The sequence below is a fragment of the Escherichia sp. Marseille-Q3837 genome (assembly GCF_916618735.1).
Classification (GTDB): Bacteria; Pseudomonadota; Gammaproteobacteria; order Enterobacterales; family Enterobacteriaceae; genus Escherichia; species Escherichia ruysiae.
In genome coordinates this window covers 852,426-870,483 of the sequence record NZ_CAKAKC010000001.1, presented here as the reverse complement: position 1 = coordinate 870,483, position 18,058 = coordinate 852,426, and the positions used below count along the sequence as shown (strand labels likewise).

Sequence of the window (18,058 nt, the reverse complement as noted above, 5' to 3'; positions counted from 1 at the left end):
TGATTATTTATGCTGTTTTTATTTTGAATTCAATTAATATTTATATTGCCTATTTAACGACTTTAATTCTTCATGAAATATATAATCGCGGCTGCCAGATTTGAGATAACATTCACCAATGTAATTATTGCAAGTGCATGAAAACAGGGTACAGAATTGTCTCATAACAAGTATTAAAGGATGTTATTTCCAGGGTCAGTGTGGCATAATAATTGGGTAGATGCTCATTCCATCTCTTATGTTCGCCTTAGTGCCTCATAAACTTAGGAATGACGCAGAGCCGTTTACGGTGCTTATCGTCCACTGACAGATGTCGCTTTTGCCTCATCAGACACCATGGACACAACGTTGAGTGAAGCACCCACTTGTTGTCATACAGACCTGTTTTAACGCCTGCTCCGTAATAAGAGCAGGCGTTTTTTTATGTATCAGAAAGCCCCCGGAGGTGCTTGCCTCCGGGTGAGAGAGAACTATTGCGGCGGGTTGTTCTGTAAGGTCAGCATTAAACCGTCGCGGCGCATCGCTGCGGCTTCTTCCGGCTTGTGCAGTCTGTCCAGCACGTCGGCAAGCCATGCATAATCATAGGCGTCCGGGCGTTGTTTCAGCGCCGCACGGAAGGCGAGGGATGCTTCCTGCCATTCGCCATGTTTCATCAGCGACTGACCCAATGTGCTCCATAACAGCGGGCGATCGCCCACGTTTTTGATCTGTTGGCGCAGCACTTTTTCCAGTTGTTCTGGATTGTTGGTTTTCAGGCGTGGGATCGGCAGCAGCAAACGATCGTCATACTGGTGTTTCAGGCCGTCGATGATAATTTGCTGGGCGGTGTCATGGTCATCACACTCAATAAGATGTTCCGCCATTGCCACCTGCAACGCCACCTGATGACGCGTTTTCCGGCTTTGATTTTTCCACCAGTTACGCAAGCCTTCACTACCGTCATCAGCCCGCGCCTGATCCATCAGACCAATCCATGCCTGTTGTTCCAGTGCGGCGCGGTGTTCTTCATCGCTAACGTGGGCTTTCGCCATTGATGGGATGATGTCCAGTAGCGAACTCCATGCGCCCGTGCGGATATAAGCCTGTTCAGCCAGACGTAATACTTCTGGATGGCGTGGCGTTACTTCCAACAACTTATCCACGCCGTGGCGTGCTGCATGGTTTTCATTACGCGCCAGTTGCAGGCGAACGCGGGCGATTTCTACCGGAATGGTATCATTGCCCGCCAGTTCCGCCGCGCGTTCCAGATGCTGATTGGCGCGCGATTCATCACCACGCTGTTGCGCGGCTTCGGCAGCCAGCAAATAGTTCACTACGGGTTGCTCAGCATGATCGGCATTTTTCGCCATCAGCTTTTCGACTTGCTGATAATCACCTTCCGCCAGTTTCAGCAGCGCCTGTTCGGTCTGTTTACGCGCGCGGCGACGTTTACGCCCGACAAACCAACCGCGAGTGTGCGCGCCTGTGCGGAAAATCCGTCGCAGTAACCATTCGATAGCAAACAGCACCACCATAGCCAGAATCAAAATGATTGCCAGTCCCGTGACGCTGGTTTCGATATTGTAGTTATCCGTCTGGATCAGTACGTAACCCTGATGTCCGGCAATCATTGGGCCAACGACGATGCCTGCAATCAGCAACACAAAGAGCAATAACACTTTTAACATGGTTATTCTCCTTGCGGCGCGGCTGCCGGTGTATCAGCTTGCGGTGCAGGTGCAGCCTCCGCTACTGGTGTTACTGGTTGCGCCAGCAGATTGCGCACGCGAGTCTGCATCAGTTTTTCCAGCATTGCCTGGCTTTGCAGGGTTTCCGGGAGATCCATCGAGATATTTTGCTGACTTAACTGATCCACCTCGTCGAGGAACGCTTTGGTGGTGGCATCGTCAGTATCGTAGTAAGCACGTACCCAGGTGGAGACGTTCTCCAGCGCCTGGCGGTAAGTCTCTTGCTGATGACGTGGTACAGCTTGTGCCGCGACCAGCAGGCGAGAGCGAATATTTTCGCGCAGATAGATATCCTGATTCGGTGCTAACAGCGGTACGGCGGTGTCATCACGACGGCGAATCGTAATGAAGTTGTCCATAAAGTTCTGCCAGCTTTTTTGCAGATTGATGCGCCATTCGCTGATGGAGCTGGAAAGCTCTTCACCATCGGAATCCATCGGCGAACCGTCGCTATCATTATCGGCCAGACGCAGGTTATCAACCTGATTAGAAAGCTGATTCAGCTTGAGGATGATGCCGTCATAATCTACCTGCGAGACCGCAGAAAGGCTGGCGATATCATCGGTAATTGCCCGGCGAACGGTAATAAGACTTGGGTCATTCATATCCGCCAGGCTGGCGTCTGCGCTTTTCAGCAATGCCGCAGCGGTAGTGACGTCCTGATCGCTCCACAACTTACGTCCGGCGAGCTTCACAAGGAAATCAGCCTGCGCCAGCAGCCAGGTCTTGGCATCACTACCTGAGATAGTGGCGACCTTTTGTTGAACTTCATCCAGCTGTTTGGCCAGCGTTTCCTGCTGACGATTTGCCTGCTCTAGCTGTGTAGCCTGTTGCTTGATGATGCTTTCCAGCTCGGCTTTTTGGCTCTCCTGGGCTTTTTGCAGAGCCGCGAGTTGGTTAGCCAGAACATCACTGGTGGTCGTCTGATTGACGGCCTGTTGTTTACCCCAGCCATACAAACCGACACCTGCAGCCAGAGCAATAGCGATAGCCACCGCACTTAAAATCAGAGCAGTACTGTTATTACTCTTTTTTTCTACTGTGACAGATTGTGGCGTGGTGTCCACGACCTCCCTGGTCTCTTCAACCACGGCGGAGGTTTTTTCTTGTTCCGTCATTATGGCTTCCTGTTATGAGAGTTATTGTAATGCCCGTAAAAGCGCATCGTTATCTGCGTTATCGGCGACCTTAATATCTTGCCAGCCCAGTTCCCGGGCGAGTTTCGCCAGACGCTCGCTGACGACCAGTAGTCGACAGCGTAGTAACCAGTGCTCACGATACCATCGTGGAATCAGCGACCAGAGCTGTTGCAGCATTTCACCGCTGGTAACAACGATCGTTGTCACTTCGCGAGTTTGCCAGCGCATCGCTTCTTCTGCACCATCGTAATGAATGGCGCATCGTTGATAACATTCGCAAAAAATGACTTCAGCACCGCGTGCCGTCAGGGTGTCCCCGATCAGCTCACGACCGCCGTTGCCACGTAAAATTAGCGCACGTTTGCCTGCAATATTTTGTAATTCAGGTAATTGTAGCAAGACTTCGCTGATTTCCCGATCCTGCGGATAACGAACTTCGTGTCCGCTCACGGTATGCAGCGCCAGTGCGGTAGTGCGACCAATGGCGAAATAAGCGGGTAGGGCGGGCCACTGGAGACCTTGCTGATGCAGTTGCGACTGTGCAAAAGCAACGGCATGTTGCGAAAGGGCAAATAGTAGATCTCCTTCGCTCAGTGCCGCCAGCTGGTCGGCAAGTTGTGGCAGTTGCCGACCCGGAGAAAACTCAATCAGCGGAAAATGCCAGGCCACCTGTCCCAGTGCGCGCAGACGGCTCACTAACTCTTCTCCTGCGGGAGATGGGCGGGTGACCAGGATACTCATGCTGGCGCATCTCCGCTGTAAACTTCGGCGAGGATCTCGCGCGCGCCGTTATTCAGTAACTCTTCCGCCAGCGAAATGCCCATTTGCTCGGCAGCCTGTGGCGAGCCACGGCGCTCACCGCGAATAATCTGCGAACCGTCCGGTGCGCCAACCAGCGCACGCAGCCAGATTTCGCCATTGATAAGTTCGGCATAGCTACCAATCGGCACCTGACAACCGCCTTCGAGGCGGGTATTCATGGCACGTTCGGCGGTGACGCGCAGCGCCGTTTCGTGGTGATTCAGCGCGGTGAGTACCTCGCGGGTGCGCGAATCATCCAGGCGGCATTCAATGCCTACTGCACCTTGTCCTACTGCTGGAAGAGAAACTTCAGGCGGCAGCGCAGCACGAATGCGAGACTCCAGCCCTAAACGTTTTAAGCCAGCCACAGCAAGAATAATGGCATCGTATTCGCCATTATCCAGTTTACTCAGACGAGTACCGACATTGCCGCGCAGAGAACGGATAATGAGATCCGGACGGCGTTCAGCCAGTTGGCACTGGCGGCGTAAGCTGGAAGTACCGACGATGCTGCCTGCGGGTAACGCATCCAGACTTTCATAGTTATTGGAAACAAAGGCATCGCGAGGATCTTCGCGCTCGCAAATGGTGACCAGCCCCAGACCTTGCGGAAATTCAACCGGCACATCTTTCATTGAATGCACGGCGATATCGGCACGGTTTTCCAGGAGCGCGACCTCCAGCTCTTTCACAAATAAGCCTTTTCCGCCAACCTTCGCCAGCGGCGTATCAAGAATCACATCGCCGCGCGTCACCATCGGCACCAGTTCAACCACCAGCCCTGGATGGCTCGCCATCAACTTGTCTTTGACATAATGTGCCTGCCAGAGTGCAAGTGGGCTTTGGCGTGTGGCAATTCTTAAAACATTGTCTAACATGCTTGTTACCGTCATTATCATCCATGGTCCATCCTAACATCCTTGCCGGAGCGATGTCAGTGTTGTGGTGAAACGTCGATGCCTGTGTAAAACGTAAAATGTAGCCAGGCGGTGGTTCCTGACAGGCGCTTCAAGCCGTCGTAATAAGGAATTTACAGAGAATAAACGGTGCTACACTTGTATGTAGCGCATCTTTCTTTACGGTCAACCGGCAAGGTGTTAAATTGATCACGTTTTAGACCATTTTTTCGTCGTGAAACTAAAAAAACCAGGCGCGGAAAGTGGTACGGTTACCTTTGACATACGAAATATCCCGAATGCCGCGTGTTTCCGTTGATGTTGGCGGAATCACAGACATGACGGGTAGCAAATCAGGCGATACGTCTTGTACCTCTATATTGAGACTCTGAAACAGAGACTGGATGCCATAAATCAATTGCGCGTGGATCGCGCGCTTGCTGCTATGGGGCCTGCATTCCAACAGGTCTACAGTCTGCTGCCGACATTGTTGCACTATCACCATCCGCTAATGCCGGGTTACCTTGATGGTAATGTTCCCAGGGGCATTTGCCTTTACACGCCTGATGAAACCCAACGCCACTACCTGAACGAACTGGAACTGTATCGTGGAATGTCAGTACAGGACCCGCCAAAAGGCGAGCTTCCGATTACTGGCGTATACACCATGGGCAGCACCTCGTCTATAGGGCAAAGCTGTTCCTCCGATCTGGATATCTGGGTCTGCCATCAATCCTGGCTCGATAGCGAAGAGCGCCAGTTACTACAACGTAAATGCAGTCTGCTGGAAAGCTGGGCCGCCTCGCTGGGCGTGGAAGTCAGCTTCTTCCTGATTGATGAAAACCGTTTCCGCCATAATGAAAGTGGCAGTCTGGGGGGGGAAGATTGTGGCTCTACCCAGCATATACTGCTGCTTGACGAATTTTATCGTACCGCCGTGCGTCTCGCCGGTAAGCGTATTCTGTGGAATATGGTGCCGTGCGACGAAGAGGAGCATTACGATGACTACGTAATGACGCTCTACGCGCAGGGCGTATTAACGCCAAATGAATGGCTGGATCTCGGTGGCTTAAGCTCGCTTTCCGCTGAAGAGTACTTTGGTGCCAGCCTTTGGCAACTCTACAAAAGTATCGATTCTCCGTACAAAGCGGTGCTGAAAACACTGTTGCTGGAAGCTTATTCCTGGGAATATCCAGACCCACGCCTGCTGGCGAAAGATATCAAACAGCGTTTGCACGACGGCGAGATAGTGTCATTTGGTCTCGATCCGTACTGCATGATGCTGGAACGCGTTACTGAATATTTGACGGCAATTGAAGATTTCACCCGTCTGGATTTAGTGCGCCGCTGCTTCTATTTAAAAGTGTGCGAAAAACTCAGCCGCGAGCGCGCTTGCGTAGGCTGGCGTCGGGAAGTCTTAAGCCAACTGGTAAAAGAGTGGGGATGGGACGAAGCCCGTCTGGCGATGCTCGATAATCGCGCCAACTGGAAGATTGATCAGGTGCGTGAAGCGCACAACGAGTTGCTTGATGCAATGATGCAGAGCTACCGTAATCTGATCCGCTTTGCCCGTCGCAATAATCTTAGCGTTTCCGCCAGCCCGCAGGATATCGGCGTGCTGACGCGTAAACTGTACGCTGCGTTTGAAGCATTACCGGGGAAAGTGACGCTGGTAAACCCGCAGATTTCACCGGATCTTTCCGAGCCAAACCTGACCTTTATTTATGTACCGCCGGGCCGCGCTAATCGTTCTGGCTGGTATCTGTATAATCGTGCGCCGACAATCGAGTCGATCATCAGCCATCAGCCGCTGGAATATAACCGCTATCTGAATAAGCTGGTGGCCTGGGCGTGGTTTAATGGCTTGCTGACACCACGAACGCATTTGTTTATTAAAGGTAACGGCATTGTCGATCTGCCTAAGTTGCAAGAGATGGTGGCTGATGTGTCGCACCATTTCCCGTTGCGCTTACCTGCGCCGACGCCGAAGGCGCTCTACAGTCCTTGTGAGATCCGCCATCTGGCGATTATCGTCAACCTGGAATATGACCCGACGACAGCGTTTCGTAATCAGGTAGTACATTTCGATTTCCGTAAGCTGGATGTCTTCAGCTTTGGCGAAGAACAAAAATGCCTGGTGGGTAGTGTTGATCTGTTGTATCGCAACTCGTGGAATGAAGTGCGTACGCTACATTTCAACGGCGAGCAGTCGATGATTGAAGCCCTGAAAACGATTCTTGGCAAAATGCATCAGGACGCCGCGCCGCCTGATAGCGTAGAAGTCTTCTGCTACAGTCAGCATCTGCGTGGATTAATCCGTACTCGCGTGCAACAACTGGTTTCTGAGTGTATCGAACTGCGTCTTTCCAGCACTCGCCAGGAAACCGGGCGCTTCAAGGCGCTGCGCGTTTCTGGTCAAACCTGGGGCTTGTTCTTCGAACGCCTGAATGTGTCTGTGCAGAAACTGGAAAATGCTATCGAGTTTTATGGCGCGATCTCGCATAACAAACTGCATGGTTTGTCAGTGCAGGTTGAGACCAATCACGTCAAATTACCGGCAGTAGTGGATGGCTTTGCCAGCGAAGGGATCATCCAGTTCTTCTTCGAAGAAACGCACGATGAGAACGGCTTTAATATCTACATTCTCGATGAAAGCAATCGGGTTGAGGTATATCACCACTGCGAAGGTAGCAAAGAGGAGTTGGTGCGTGACGTCAGCCGTTTCTACTCGTCATCGCACGACCGTTTCACTTACGGCTCCAGTTTCATCAACTTCAACCTGCCGCAGTTCTATCAGATTGTGAAGGTCGATGGTCGCGAACAGGTCATTCCGTTCCGTACCAAATCTATCGGCAACATGCCGCCAGCCAATCAGGATAATGACACGCCGCTGTTACAGCAGTATTTTTCGTGATGAGTATGCCGGAAAGCGAGGCTTATCCGGCATGAAACCTTAACGGAAGCTCACCCTCTCTCCCGCCTGCTGCGTCGCCGCCTGTTCCAGCAAATCCCAGAAGGTTTCGCCACTGCGATCGCAAATCCATTCGTCGCCTTTCAGATCAAAGTGGTAGCCGCCCTGTTTGGTTGCCAGCCATACCTGGTGCAGCGGTTCCTGGCGGTTGATAATGATTTTGCTGCCGTTTTCAAAGGTAATGGTCAGTACGCCGCCGTTGATTTCGCAGTCGATATCGCTGTCGCCATCCCAGTCGTCCAGGTGTTCTTCAATGGTTAGCCACAGTTGGTCAGCCAGGCGATGAAATTCACTGTCGTTCATTGTTGTATCCTGTTTTTACGTGATGGCGGCAGTATAGCGGCCTGGCGTCAGGGCATCAAAGTTTGCCCGTCTGCTGCTGCGTTCCGGCATGATTCCTCCGTCATCGGAATAATAATGTCTCTGTTTTGAATTTCACGCGCATCTTCCTCTCTGACGTGTGTTTTCGCCGGGCAGGGGGAGGGTGTAACCCTTACCTCTGTATCGGTCCAGGTATAAACATTGCGATAGTGCATAAAGCCATCCTGGCGCGAGGTGCCGATCACGAAACTATCAGCAAAACATAAATCCTCTCTTGTAAGCGTTATACTCGCAGCAATTCCTCACTTTTCAGACTTCATAAAGAGTCGCTAAACGCTTGCTTTTACGTCTTCTCCTGCGATGATAGAAAGCAGAAAGCGATGAACTTTACAGGCAATCCATAATGAAAAACGTGTTTAAAGCACTCACTGTATTACTTACTCTTTTCAGCCTGACGGGCTGCGGTTTGAAAGGTCCGCTCTATTTCCCGCCCGCAGATAAAAATGCGCCACCGCCGACTAAACCGGTAGATACGCAAACACAATCCACGTTGCCGGATAAAAACGACCGCGCCACTGGCGATGGCCCATCTCAGGTGAATTACTAAAAGTCAGTTTCTGTACCCGCGTGATTGGAGTAAATGATGCAGTTCTCGAAAATGCATGGCCTTGGCAACGATTTTATGGTCGTCGACGCGGTAACGCAGAATGTCTTTTTTTCACCGGATCTGATTCGTCGCCTGGCGGATCGGCACCTGGGTGTGGGTTTTGATCAGCTACTGGTGGTCGAGCCGCCGTACGATCCAGAACTGGATTTCCACTATCGCATTTTCAATGCTGACGGTAGTGAAGTGGCGCAGTGTGGCAACGGTGCACGCTGCTTTGCCCGCTTTGTACGCCTGAAAGGGCTGACCAATAAGCGCGATATTCGCGTCAGCACTGCCAATGGTCGGATGGTACTGACCGTCACTGATGACGATCTGGTACGGGTAAATATGGGGGAACCAAATTTCGAACCTTCCGCCGTGCCATTTCGCGCCAACAAAGCGGAAAAGACCTATATCATGCGCGCCGCCGAGCAGACAATCTTGTGCGGCGTGGTGTCGATGGGAAATCCGCACTGCGTGATTCAGGTCGATGATGTCGATACTGCGGCGGTAGAAACACTGGGGCCTGTTCTGGAAAGCCACGAACGTTTCCCGGAACGTGCCAACATCGGTTTTATGCAAGTGGTTAAGCGCGAGCATATTCGTTTACGTGTCTATGAACGTGGTGCAGGAGAAACCCAGGCCTGCGGCAGCGGCGCGTGTGCGGCGGTAGCGGTAGGGATTCAGCAAGGTTTGCTGGCCGAAGAAGTTCGTGTGGAACTCCCTGGCGGTCGCCTTGATATTGCCTGGAAAGGTCCGGGTCATCCGTTATATATGACGGGTCCGGCAGTACATGTTTACGACGGATTTATTCATCTATGAAGCAACCAGGGGAAGAACTACAGGAAACACTCACGGAGCTTGATGACCGGGCGGTTGTCGATTATCTGATTAAAAATCCTGAGTTTTTTATCCGCAATGCGCACGCAGTAGAGTCAATTCGTGTGCCGCATCCGGTACGTGGCACCGTTTCACTCGTCGAATGGCATATGGCTCGCGCGCGTAACCATATTCATGTTCTGGAAGAGAACATGGCGCTGTTGATGGAACAGGCTATCGCTAACGAAGGCCTGTTTTATCGCTTACTCTATTTGCAGCGCACTCTTACTGCCGCCAGCAGCCTCGACGATATGCTAATGCGCTTTCACCGCTGGGCTCGCGATCTCGGCCTGGCTGGCGCGAGTGTGCGCCTGTTTCCGGATCGCTGGCGTTTAGGTGCGCCGTCGAACCATACCCATCTGGCATTAAGCCGTCAGGCTTTCGAACCGCTGCGTATTCAGCGTCTGGGGCAGGAACAGCATTATCTGGGGCCGCTTAACGGGCCGGAACTGCTGGTGGTGCTGCCGGAAGCGAAAGCGGTGGGGTCGGTGGCGATGTCGATGCTGGGAAGTGATGCTGATCTTGGTGTGGTGCTGTTCACCAGTCGCGATGCCAACCATTATCAACAAGGGCAGGGAACGCAGTTACTCCATGAAATTGCGCTGATGATGCCGGAGCTTCTGGAGCGTTGGATTGAACGCGTATGACCGATTTACATACCGATGTGGAACGCTACCTACGTTATCTCGGCGTAGAGCGTCAGCTTAGCCCAATTACCCTGGTTAACTACCAGCGCCAGCTTGAGGCGATCATTGATTTTGCCAGTGAAAACGGCCTGCAAAGCTGGCAGCAATGTGATGTGACGATGGTGCGCAATTTTGCTGTACGCAGTCGCCGTAAGGGGCTGGGCGCGGCAAGCCTCGCATTACGGCTTTCCGCGCTACGTAGCTTTTTTGACTGGCTGGTCAGCCAGAACGAACTCAAAGCTAACCCGGCGAAAGGTGTTTCGGCACCGAAAGCGCCGCGTCATCTGCCGAAAAATATCGATGTCGATGATATGAATCGGCTGCTGGATATTGATATCAACGATCCCCTTGCTGTACGCGACCGTGCAATGCTGGAAGTGATGTACGGCGCGGGTCTGCGTCTGTCCGAACTGGTGGGGCTGGATATCAAACACCTCGACCTGGAGTCCGGCGAAGTGTGGGTGATGGGGAAAGGCAGCAAAGAGCGCCGCCTGCCGATTGGTCGCAACGCCGTAGCGTGGATTGAGCACTGGCTTGATTTGCGTGACCTGTTTGGTAGCGAAGACGACGCGCTTTTCCTGTCGAAACTGGGCAAGCGTATCTCCGCGCGTAATGTGCAGAAACGCTTTGCCGAATGGGGCATAAAACAGGGGCTGAATAATCACGTTCACCCGCATAAATTACGTCACTCATTCGCCACGCATATGCTGGAGTCGAGTGGTGATCTGCGTGGTGTGCAAGAGCTGTTGGGTCATGCCAATCTCTCAACCACACAAATCTATACTCATCTTGATTTTCAACACCTTGCCTCGGTGTATGATGCGGCGCATCCACGCGCCAAACGGGGGAAATAATGCGTTTTTACCGGCCTTTGGGGCGCATCTCGGCGCTCACCTTTGACCTGGATGATACCCTTTACGACAACCGTCCGGTGATTTTGCGCACCGAGCGGGAGGCGCTGACTTTTGTGCAAAATTATCATCCGGCGCTGCGCAGCTTCCAGAATGAAGATCTGCAACGTCTGCGCCAGGCGGTACGGGAAGCGGAACCCGAGATTTATCACGACGTGACGCGCTGGCGCTTTCGCTCGATTGAACAAGCGATGCTTGACGCCGGGCTGAGCGCGGAAGAAGCCAGCGCAGGCGCACACGCGGCGATGATCAACTTTGCCAAATGGCGCAGCCGAATCGATGTTCCGCAGCAAACCCACGACACCTTAAAACAGCTGGCGAAGAAATGGCCGCTGGTAGCGATCACCAACGGTAACGCGCAGCCGGAACTGTTTGGTCTGGGCGACTACTTTGAGTTTGTGCTGCGCGCTGGCCCGCACGGGCGCTCGAAACCATTCAGCGATATGTACTTTCTGGCGGCAGAAAAACTCAATGTGCCGATCGGCGAGATCTTACATGTAGGTGACGATCTTACCACCGACGTGGGTGGGGCGATCCGCAGCGGAATGCAGGCCTGTTGGATCAGGCCGGAAAATGGCTGCCTGATGCAAACCTGGGACAGCCGTTTACTCCCGCATCTGGAAATTTCCCGGTTGGCATCTCTGACCTCGCTGATATAATCAGCAAATCTGTATATATACCCAGCTTTTTGGCGGAGGGCGTTGCGCTTCTCCGCCCAACCTATTTTTACGCGGCGGTGCCAATGGACGTTTCTTACCTGCTCGAAAGCCTTAATGACAAACAGCGCGAAGCGGTGGCCGCGCCACGCAGCAATCTTCTGGTGCTGGCGGGCGCGGGCAGTGGTAAGACGCGCGTACTGGTGCATCGTATCGCCTGGCTGATGAGCGTGGAAAACTGCTCGCCGTACTCGATTATGGCGGTGACGTTTACCAACAAAGCGGCGGCGGAGATGCGTCATCGTATCGGGCAACTGATGGGCACCAGCCAGGGCGGCATGTGGGTCGGTACTTTCCACGGGCTGGCGCACCGCCTGCTACGTGCGCACCATATGGACGCCAATCTACCGCAGGATTTTCAGATCCTCGATAGCGAAGACCAATTGCGCTTGCTTAAACGTCTGATCAAGGCAATGAATCTCGACGAGAAGCAGTGGCCGCCACGTCAGGCAATGTGGTACATCAACAGCCAGAAAGATGAAGGGCTGCGCCCGCATCATATTCAAAGCTACGGTAATCCGGTGGAGCAGACCTGGCAGAAGGTTTATCAGGCGTATCAGGAAGCGTGTGACCGCGCAGGCCTGGTGGACTTCGCCGAACTATTGCTTCGCGCCCACGAACTGTGGCTTAACAAGCCACATATCCTTCAACACTACCGCGAACGTTTTACCAACATTCTGGTGGATGAATTCCAGGATACCAACAACATTCAGTACGCGTGGATCCGTCTGCTGGCGGGCGATACCGGCAAAGTGATGATTGTTGGTGATGACGACCAGTCAATCTACGGCTGGCGTGGGGCGCAGGTAGAGAATATTCAGCGTTTCCTCAATGATTTCCCCGGTGCCGAAACTATTCGTCTGGAGCAGAACTACCGCTCAACCAGCAACATTCTGAGCGCCGCCAACGCCCTGATTGAAAACAACAACGGGCGTCTGGGTAAAAAACTGTGGACTGATGGCGCGGACGGTGAGCCGATTTCCCTCTATTGCGCCTTTAACGAACTCGACGAAGCGCGTTTTGTCGTTAACCGCATCAAAACCTGGCAGGACAACGGCGGGGCGCTCGCTGAGTGCGCCATTCTCTACCGTAGCAACGCCCAGTCGCGTGTACTGGAAGAAGCCTTATTGCAGGCCAGTATGCCGTATCGTATTTATGGCGGTATGCGCTTCTTCGAACGTCAGGAAATCAAAGATGCGCTCTCGTATCTGCGCCTGATCGCCAACCGTAACGATGACGCGGCATTTGAGCGCGTGGTCAATACGCCAACGCGTGGTATTGGTGACCGGACGCTGGACGTGGTACGTCAGACATCGCGCGATCGCCAGTTAACACTCTGGCAGGCATGTCGTGAACTGTTGCAGGAAAAAGCCCTCGCCGGACGTGCTGCCAGCGCCTTACAGCGGTTTATGGAACTGATCGACGCCTTAGCGCAAGAAACCGCCGATATGCCGCTGCATGTACAGACTGACCGGGTAATTAAAGACTCCGGCCTGCGCACCATGTACGAGCAGGAGAAAGGCGAAAAAGGCCAGACGCGTATCGAAAACTTAGAGGAACTGGTGACGGCAACGCGCCAGTTCAGCTACAACGAAGAAGACGAAGATTTAATGCCGCTACAGGCGTTCCTCTCCCATGCGGCGCTCGAAGCAGGTGAAGGGCAGGCGGATACCTGGCAGGATGCGGTACAGCTGATGACGCTACACTCGGCAAAAGGCCTGGAGTTTCCGCAGGTGTTTATTGTCGGTATGGAAGAGGGCATGTTCCCAAGCCAGATGTCGCTGGATGAAGGCGGGCGTCTGGAGGAAGAACGCCGTCTGGCCTACGTTGGCGTAACCCGTGCGATGCAGAAACTGACGCTGACCTACGCGGAAACCCGCCGTCTGTATGGCAAAGAAGTTTACCATCGCCCGTCGCGATTTATTGGCGAGCTGCCGGAGGAGTGTGTGGAAGAGGTGCGCCTGCGCGCCACGGTAAGCCGCCCGGTTAGCCATCAGCGCATGGGTACGCCGATGGTTGAGAACGACAGCGGCTACAAGCTCGGTCAGCGCGTGCGTCACGCCAAGTTCGGTGAAGGAACTATCGTTAATATGGAAGGTAGCGGCGAACATAGTCGTTTGCAGGTGGCATTCCAGGGCCAGGGTATTAAATGGCTGGTAGCGGCTTACGCCCGGCTGGAGACGGTGTAATTTACGATTACGTTGCCGGATGCGGTGCTGCGCACCTTATCCGGCCTACGAGAATTGCACCCGGTAGGCCGGATAAGGCGTTTACGCCGCATCCGGCATCAGCACCATATTAAGTATCTGACACAAAACTATCATTCTAACCTTTCCGCTCGACGGAAATCATGGTAACAAAAGGATAGCGTTGCCACGGGATTGCCCCGCCTTTCATATACATATGTGAAATCGTGCCATCAAGATAAAGCAGCTGCTCTACGTCCAGTTTCGCTTTGGCATAACAGGCAAAATCATAAAAATTTGTCGCCTGCTGGCTCAACAAAAACACGGCGTTCCCTTGTTTATTAATCCCTACACCGTTACGAATTTTGCGTGAGGCAACATTCGGGTGAATACGTGTATTTATGACCCCGTTTTCTAACAACATTGGCCCTGACTGCACCGCAAACTGAATTTCTTTACTTGCTTTAAATTCATCCAGACGAACGATGCCGAATTTATCTCCCGCGACATAAAACACGCCGCCAGGACGGATAAAGAAGTTCCCTTCCCCTGAGGCGAGATTTAGCGCCACCTTCTGCTGACCGTTTTCGATGTACAAACCAAGCGGCGCATAGCTTTCATCATAGATGCCGCCGTTCATCACCATCTGAACCTGATCCTGACTATTAACATCAGCCAGCAGCGAATGTAACGTTCCCCACGCTTCGCCATTGGCTTTTTGCCAGTACATTTTCACCCGTTCGGTTTGAGGATTAACGGTATACGCCTGCACGGTCAGCGTCGGATCAGAGAGTACGCAGTCATCAGCGGCAACAGCAAATAAGGGGAGTAAGGTGAGGGCGAGAAAAATCCGTTTGAGATTCAAGGTGATCATTCCTTTACCAATGAGTAGCCGATGCGCCATTATAGGTCCTGGATGTGGGATTTTTTTATCCTGTTAGCGACCTTGACGAGTACCAAAAAGCGCGAAGTTCAACTATTGTTCTGTGGTGTTCTGTTGCGTGTTGACGGCAAAATTTTGCTGGCGTAACATGCGCGCACGATCACTCTAAGAGGACATTCGCCTTGGACACACCCAGTAGATACTGGCTCACTATCCTGTCATCCAGGATCAACTCCTAAGGCTATCCCTTTTTGCTGATAGCCTTAGCGGTTGTCAGCGACCTCAATTTTTCCCGTCGCGCTGAGTCAGGCTGTTTAATGGTCTGAAACCCAATTTGTTTCTGTGTGCCCACCGAACTGTCCGATATTTTAAGCATTGGGAGTCCCGGTCATGCTGAGCGCATTTCAACTGGAAAATAACCGACTGACCCGGCTGGAAGTCGAAGAGTCACAACCCCTTGTAAATGCAGTATGGATTGATCTTGTCGAACCGGACGACGACGAGCGACTGCGCGTACAATCTGAACTTGGTCAGAGCCTGGCAACCCGCCCGGAACTGGAAGACATCGAAGCATCGGCACGTTTCTTTGAAGACGATGACGGCCTGCATATTCACTCCTTCTTCTTCTTTGAAGATGCGGAAGATCACGCCGGTAACTCCACTGTGGCATTTACCATCCGTGATGGTCGTCTGTTTACTCTGCGTGAGCGTGAACTGCCTGCATTCCGTCTGTATCGTATGCGTGCCCGTAGCCAGTCGATGGTAGACGGTAATGCCTACGAGCTGCTGCTGGATCTGTTCGAAACCAAAATCGAACAGTTGGCAGATGAAATTGAAAATATCTACAGCGACCTGGAGCAGTTGAGCCGGGTAATTATGGAAGGGCATCAGGGCGATGAGTACGACGAGGCGCTCTCCACGCTGGCGGAACTGGAAGATATCGGCTGGAAAGTTCGCCTGTGTCTGATGGATACCCAGCGCGCGCTCAACTTCCTGGTACGTAAAGCACGCTTACCGGGTGGGCAACTGGAGCAGGCGCGTGAAATCCTGCGAGATATCGAATCCCTGCTGCCGCATAACGAATCCCTGTTCCAGAAGGTGAACTTCCTGATGCAGGCGGCGATGGGCTTTATCAACATCGAGCAGAACCGCATCATCAAAATCTTCTCGGTGGTATCCGTCGTGTTCCTGCCGCCGACGCTGGTCGCTTCCAGCTACGGGATGAACTTTGAGTTTATGCCGGAACTGAAGTGGAGTTTCGGCTACCCTGGCGCGATTATCTTTATGATCCTCGCGGGCCTGGCACCGTATCTGTACTTTAAGCGCAAGAACTGGCTGTAAAAAGAAGGCGGTGGCTTAGCCTGGCTAAGCCACCTGTTATTCAAAGGCTCCAGGTATTTAAACCTTTTACCTCTTTCTCATAAAACCATTTGTTCGTGTTAACAGCAACATAGGCTGCTACGGCAATTCCCAGAATGTTAACGCCAATTAGTGCACCAACAAATAGAGATAGAATGCCAAGTAATAGAACTATAATTGCTTTTTTCCATAATCCCAGAACAAATAAATAGATCCAGGAACAGAAGAAAGCAATGAAATTCATTTGAATAGTTAATCGTTGTCTTACTTTTAATGTTTTAAATGCTGCTTTATATTCTGGTGTTGCCCCCCAGAATCCAGGAAAGCCATGTTGATCATAAAAGTTAAATCGGTATTTCCATTTTTCACTTAATGAACCATCGTTCATATATTCCTTACTCATAAATACTCCATAACTATTGTTTTGATGAATCAGTAGGTGCAAGCATTAGCATACTGAAAGTGGAAAAATAACAAATCAAAAAAATCATCGAACCATTGCCTGAACAATCAAAATGTTCGGCTATCATTGTGATGATAGAGATGATATATACTGCTAATGTACCAAAAACATAAGTTTTTATATATATGAAACCACTATCACGGAGTCGTTGGCAATTCATGTTGATGACGAGATAATGGAGTGCGATGGTAGAGACAATAACAAGAAAACCTGCGTCCCCATCGTTAAAAAAGATAATAAGAAAGGCAAAAATGAAATTTATTAAAATAAATGAAAATATATAACGACGTCTGGAAATCTTACCGTTAGATGTTGGGATAAATATACGCAACATAAATTTTACATCCTTGTGTGAGTCTCCTGTCAGCATGGCAATATGCCCACTCTCATGCAAGAGTCGGCATATTTTTTTCAGAATATATTTATTTTTTATTTGGACGTTCTACGCTGCGTATAAATTGCATCCATCACAAAAATTGCCAGCGCCACCCAAATAAAGGCGAAAGTCACCATCTTATCGGCACCCGGTTTTTCACCATAAAACGTCACAGCCAGCAGGAACATCAGCGTCGGGCCAATATACTGGAAAAAGCCTAACGTTGAGAGACGCAGGCGCGTGGCGGCGGCGGTAAAACACAACAGCGGTACGGTAGTAACAATACCGGCGGCGATCAGCAGTAAATTTAGCGACATTGGGTTTTGCCCCATATGGCTGGTAGAACTATCAGCAATAGCAAACAGGTAAATCGCCGCCACGGGCAGCAACCACATGGTTTCAATTAACATGCCGGTTTGTGCTTCTACCGCAATCTTTTTGCGTACCAGGCCGTAGAAGGCAAAACTAAATGCCAGACCCAGCGCGATGATTGGCAGCGAACCAAAAGTCCAGAGCTGGACCAGCACACCACAAATCGCCAGAATCACTGCCAGCCATTGCATCCGGCGGAATCGCTCGCCGAGGAAAATCATCCCCAGCAATATATTCACCAGTGGATTAATAAAGTATCCAAGGCTGGCCTCCAGCATATGGTGATTGTTCACTGCCCAGATAAACAGTAACCAGTTGCCACCAATTAGCACAGCAGAGACTGCCAGCATAAATATTTTCTTCGGCGTCTGAATCAGGGTTTTTAAATAGGACCACTGGCGGCTGATGCTCATCAACACCACCATAAAGAAAAACGACCAGATTACACGATGCGTCAGGATCTCATCAGCAGGTACGTAATAAATCAGTTTGAAGTACGCAGGTGCAATACCCCAAATAAAATAAGCGGCAAGAGCGAGTAATACGCCCTGCCGCGTTTGTTTTGTATCCATTGGAAAACTCATTTTTTGTTGTTAATTGCAGTTTACCTGCTCAGATGGCTGACAAAGTGCGCTTTGTTCATGCCTTACCCAACCTACAAAAGGATGCAAATTCAATACATTGCATTTCTCTGGTAGACCAGATAAGCGTAGCGCATCAGGCAAT

General features: G+C 51.5%; 18 protein-coding genes and 1 pseudogene. 9 read left to right on the top strand and 10 right to left on the bottom strand.

Going from position 1 to position 18,058, the window contains the following annotated elements:
* Positions 1–470 precede the first annotated feature (470 nt).
* Genes hemY through hemC form a run of 4 tightly spaced genes read right to left on the bottom strand, consistent with a single transcriptional unit; the run spans position 471 to position 4,545 of the window.
* Entirely contained in the window at positions 471–1,667 is a 1,197-nt protein-coding gene (gene hemY, locus LG381_RS04110; RefSeq protein WP_000921807.1) for a protoheme IX biogenesis protein HemY, read from the bottom strand.
* A gap of 2 nt (positions 1,668–1,669) precedes the next feature.
* Positions 1,670–2,845 carry a uroporphyrinogen-III C-methyltransferase gene (hemX, locus tag LG381_RS04105; RefSeq protein WP_000139132.1) on the bottom strand — a complete coding sequence of 392 codons (1,176 nt, stop codon included), beginning with the start codon at positions 2,843–2,845 and terminating at the stop codon, positions 1,670–1,672.
* 21 nt (positions 2,846–2,866) lie between these two features.
* Positions 2,867–3,607: a uroporphyrinogen-III synthase gene (hemD, locus tag LG381_RS04100; RefSeq protein ID WP_000026036.1), complete on the bottom strand. Its 741-nt coding sequence runs from the start codon at positions 3,605–3,607 to the stop codon at positions 2,867–2,869.
* Positions 3,604–4,545, bottom strand: a complete 942-nt coding sequence (gene hemC / locus LG381_RS04095) for a hydroxymethylbilane synthase (protein ID WP_094185021.1) — start codon at positions 4,543–4,545, stop codon at positions 3,604–3,606. Before hemC ends, hemD begins: the two co-directional genes overlap by 4 nt.
* 385 nt (positions 4,546–4,930) lie before the next feature.
* On the opposite strand from hemC, the gene cyaA reads away from it, so the two are divergent.
* Positions 4,931–7,477: a class I adenylate cyclase gene (gene cyaA, locus LG381_RS04090; RefSeq protein WP_225762059.1), complete on the top strand. Its 2,547-nt coding sequence runs from the start codon at positions 4,931–4,933 to the stop codon at positions 7,475–7,477.
* A gap of 39 nt (positions 7,478–7,516) precedes the next feature.
* On the opposite strand, the gene cyaY is transcribed toward cyaA, so the two are convergent.
* The gene (gene cyaY, locus LG381_RS04085; protein ID WP_000999935.1) at positions 7,517–7,837 is read right to left on the bottom strand and encodes an iron donor protein CyaY; all 321 of its coding nucleotides are present in this window, start codon (positions 7,835–7,837) and stop codon (positions 7,517–7,519) included.
* A gap of 47 nt (positions 7,838–7,884) precedes the next feature.
* Positions 7,885–8,061: pseudogene (locus LG381_RS04080) on the bottom strand (DKNYY family protein); the annotation flags it as partial.
* Positions 8,062–8,258: 197 nt separating this feature from the next.
* Between LG381_RS04080 and LG381_RS04075 the strand changes: the two are divergent.
* The 6 genes from LG381_RS04075 to uvrD all read left to right on the top strand — a co-directional run bounded on the left by LG381_RS04075 (position 8,259) and on the right by uvrD (position 13,882).
* Complete coding sequence (locus LG381_RS04075; RefSeq protein WP_000799886.1) at positions 8,259–8,462, top strand: lipoprotein; 204 nt, start codon at positions 8,259–8,261, stop codon at positions 8,460–8,462.
* Between the two features lie 36 nt (positions 8,463–8,498).
* Entirely contained in the window at positions 8,499–9,323 is an 825-nt protein-coding gene (dapF, locus tag LG381_RS04070; protein ID WP_001160645.1) for a diaminopimelate epimerase, read from the top strand.
* On the top strand, positions 9,320–10,027 hold the full coding sequence (locus LG381_RS04065) for a DUF484 domain-containing protein (RefSeq protein ID WP_000812782.1): 708 nt from the start codon (positions 9,320–9,322) through the stop codon (positions 10,025–10,027). Before dapF ends, LG381_RS04065 begins: the two co-directional genes overlap by 4 nt.
* Positions 10,024–10,920 (top strand): tyrosine recombinase XerC, encoded by an 897-nt coding sequence (gene xerC / locus LG381_RS04060; protein ID WP_032226917.1) that lies wholly within the window; start codon positions 10,024–10,026, stop codon positions 10,918–10,920. The genes LG381_RS04065 and xerC overlap by 4 nt, the downstream gene beginning before the upstream one ends.
* On the top strand, positions 10,920–11,636 hold the full coding sequence (gene yigB, locus LG381_RS04055) for a 5-amino-6-(5-phospho-D-ribitylamino)uracil phosphatase YigB (protein WP_001213580.1): 717 nt from the start codon (positions 10,920–10,922) through the stop codon (positions 11,634–11,636). Before xerC ends, yigB begins: the two co-directional genes overlap by 1 nt.
* 83 nt (positions 11,637–11,719) lie before the next feature.
* A complete protein-coding gene (uvrD, locus tag LG381_RS04050; protein ID WP_000383446.1) occupies positions 11,720–13,882 on the top strand; it encodes a DNA helicase II in 2,163 nt (720 codons plus the stop codon).
* Positions 13,883–14,018: 136 nt separating this feature from the next.
* On the opposite strand, the gene LG381_RS04045 is transcribed toward uvrD, so the two are convergent.
* The gene (locus LG381_RS04045; protein WP_225762058.1) at positions 14,019–14,783 is read right to left on the bottom strand and encodes a phosphodiester glycosidase family protein; all 765 of its coding nucleotides are present in this window, start codon (positions 14,781–14,783) and stop codon (positions 14,019–14,021) included.
* Between the two features lie 161 nt (positions 14,784–14,944).
* Between LG381_RS04045 and ysgD the strand changes: the two genes are divergently transcribed.
* Both ysgD and corA read left to right on the top strand, forming a co-directional pair.
* Positions 14,945–15,001 (top strand): protein YsgD, encoded by a 57-nt coding sequence (gene ysgD / locus LG381_RS04040; protein ID WP_211180520.1) that lies wholly within the window; start codon positions 14,945–14,947, stop codon positions 14,999–15,001.
* Positions 15,002–15,152: 151 nt separating this feature from the next.
* On the top strand, positions 15,153–16,103 hold the full coding sequence (corA, locus tag LG381_RS04035) for a magnesium/cobalt transporter CorA (protein ID WP_000947159.1): 951 nt from the start codon (positions 15,153–15,155) through the stop codon (positions 16,101–16,103).
* A gap of 40 nt (positions 16,104–16,143) precedes the next feature.
* Here corA and LG381_RS04030 read toward each other — a convergent pair whose 3' ends face one another.
* From LG381_RS04030 to rarD, 3 genes are all read right to left on the bottom strand, one after another.
* On the bottom strand, positions 16,144–16,524 hold the full coding sequence (locus LG381_RS04030; protein ID WP_000032587.1) for a DUF2628 domain-containing protein: 381 nt from the start codon (positions 16,522–16,524) through the stop codon (positions 16,144–16,146).
* Between the two features lie 13 nt (positions 16,525–16,537).
* Positions 16,538–16,918: a protein YigG gene (gene yigG, locus LG381_RS04025; RefSeq protein ID WP_021521448.1), complete on the bottom strand. Its 381-nt coding sequence runs from the start codon at positions 16,916–16,918 to the stop codon at positions 16,538–16,540.
* A gap of 95 nt (positions 16,919–17,013) precedes the next feature.
* Complete coding sequence (rarD, locus tag LG381_RS04020) at positions 17,014–17,904, bottom strand: EamA family transporter RarD (RefSeq protein WP_000379998.1); 891 nt, start codon at positions 17,902–17,904, stop codon at positions 17,014–17,016.
* Positions 17,905–18,058 lie beyond the last annotated feature (154 nt).

Excerpts from the sequence above, each read along its gene's own strand:
- uvrD (WP_000383446.1), top strand. The coding sequence starts at position 11,720 with ATGGACGTTTCTTACCTGCTCGAAAGCCTTAATGACAAACAGCGCGAA.
- LG381_RS04030 (WP_000032587.1), bottom strand. The coding sequence starts at position 16,524 with ATGAGTAAGGAATATATGAACGATGGTTCATTAAGTGAAAAATGGAAA.
- xerC (WP_032226917.1), top strand. The coding sequence starts at position 10,024 with ATGACCGATTTACATACCGATGTGGAACGCTACCTACGTTATCTCGGC.
- hemD (WP_000026036.1), bottom strand. The coding sequence starts at position 3,607 with ATGAGTATCCTGGTCACCCGCCCATCTCCCGCAGGAGAAGAGTTAGTG.
- cyaY (WP_000999935.1), bottom strand. The coding sequence starts at position 7,837 with ATGAACGACAGTGAATTTCATCGCCTGGCTGACCAACTGTGGCTAACC.
- hemX (WP_000139132.1), bottom strand. The coding sequence starts at position 2,845 with ATGACGGAACAAGAAAAAACCTCCGCCGTGGTTGAAGAGACCAGGGAG.
- hemY (WP_000921807.1), bottom strand. The coding sequence starts at position 1,667 with ATGTTAAAAGTGTTATTGCTCTTTGTGTTGCTGATTGCAGGCATCGTC.
- hemC (WP_094185021.1), bottom strand. The coding sequence starts at position 4,545 with ATGTTAGACAATGTTTTAAGAATTGCCACACGCCAAAGCCCACTTGCA.
- yigB (WP_001213580.1), top strand. The coding sequence starts at position 10,920 with ATGCGTTTTTACCGGCCTTTGGGGCGCATCTCGGCGCTCACCTTTGAC.
- LG381_RS04065 (WP_000812782.1), top strand. The coding sequence starts at position 9,320 with ATGAAGCAACCAGGGGAAGAACTACAGGAAACACTCACGGAGCTTGAT.
- LG381_RS04045 (WP_225762058.1), bottom strand. The coding sequence starts at position 14,783 with ATGGCGCATCGGCTACTCATTGGTAAAGGAATGATCACCTTGAATCTC.
- yigG (WP_021521448.1), bottom strand. The coding sequence starts at position 16,918 with ATGTTGCGTATATTTATCCCAACATCTAACGGTAAGATTTCCAGACGT.
- rarD (WP_000379998.1), bottom strand. The coding sequence starts at position 17,904 with ATGGATACAAAACAAACGCGGCAGGGCGTATTACTCGCTCTTGCCGCT.
- LG381_RS04075 (WP_000799886.1), top strand. The coding sequence starts at position 8,259 with ATGAAAAACGTGTTTAAAGCACTCACTGTATTACTTACTCTTTTCAGC.
- corA (WP_000947159.1), top strand. The coding sequence starts at position 15,153 with ATGCTGAGCGCATTTCAACTGGAAAATAACCGACTGACCCGGCTGGAA.
- dapF (WP_001160645.1), top strand. The coding sequence starts at position 8,499 with ATGCAGTTCTCGAAAATGCATGGCCTTGGCAACGATTTTATGGTCGTC.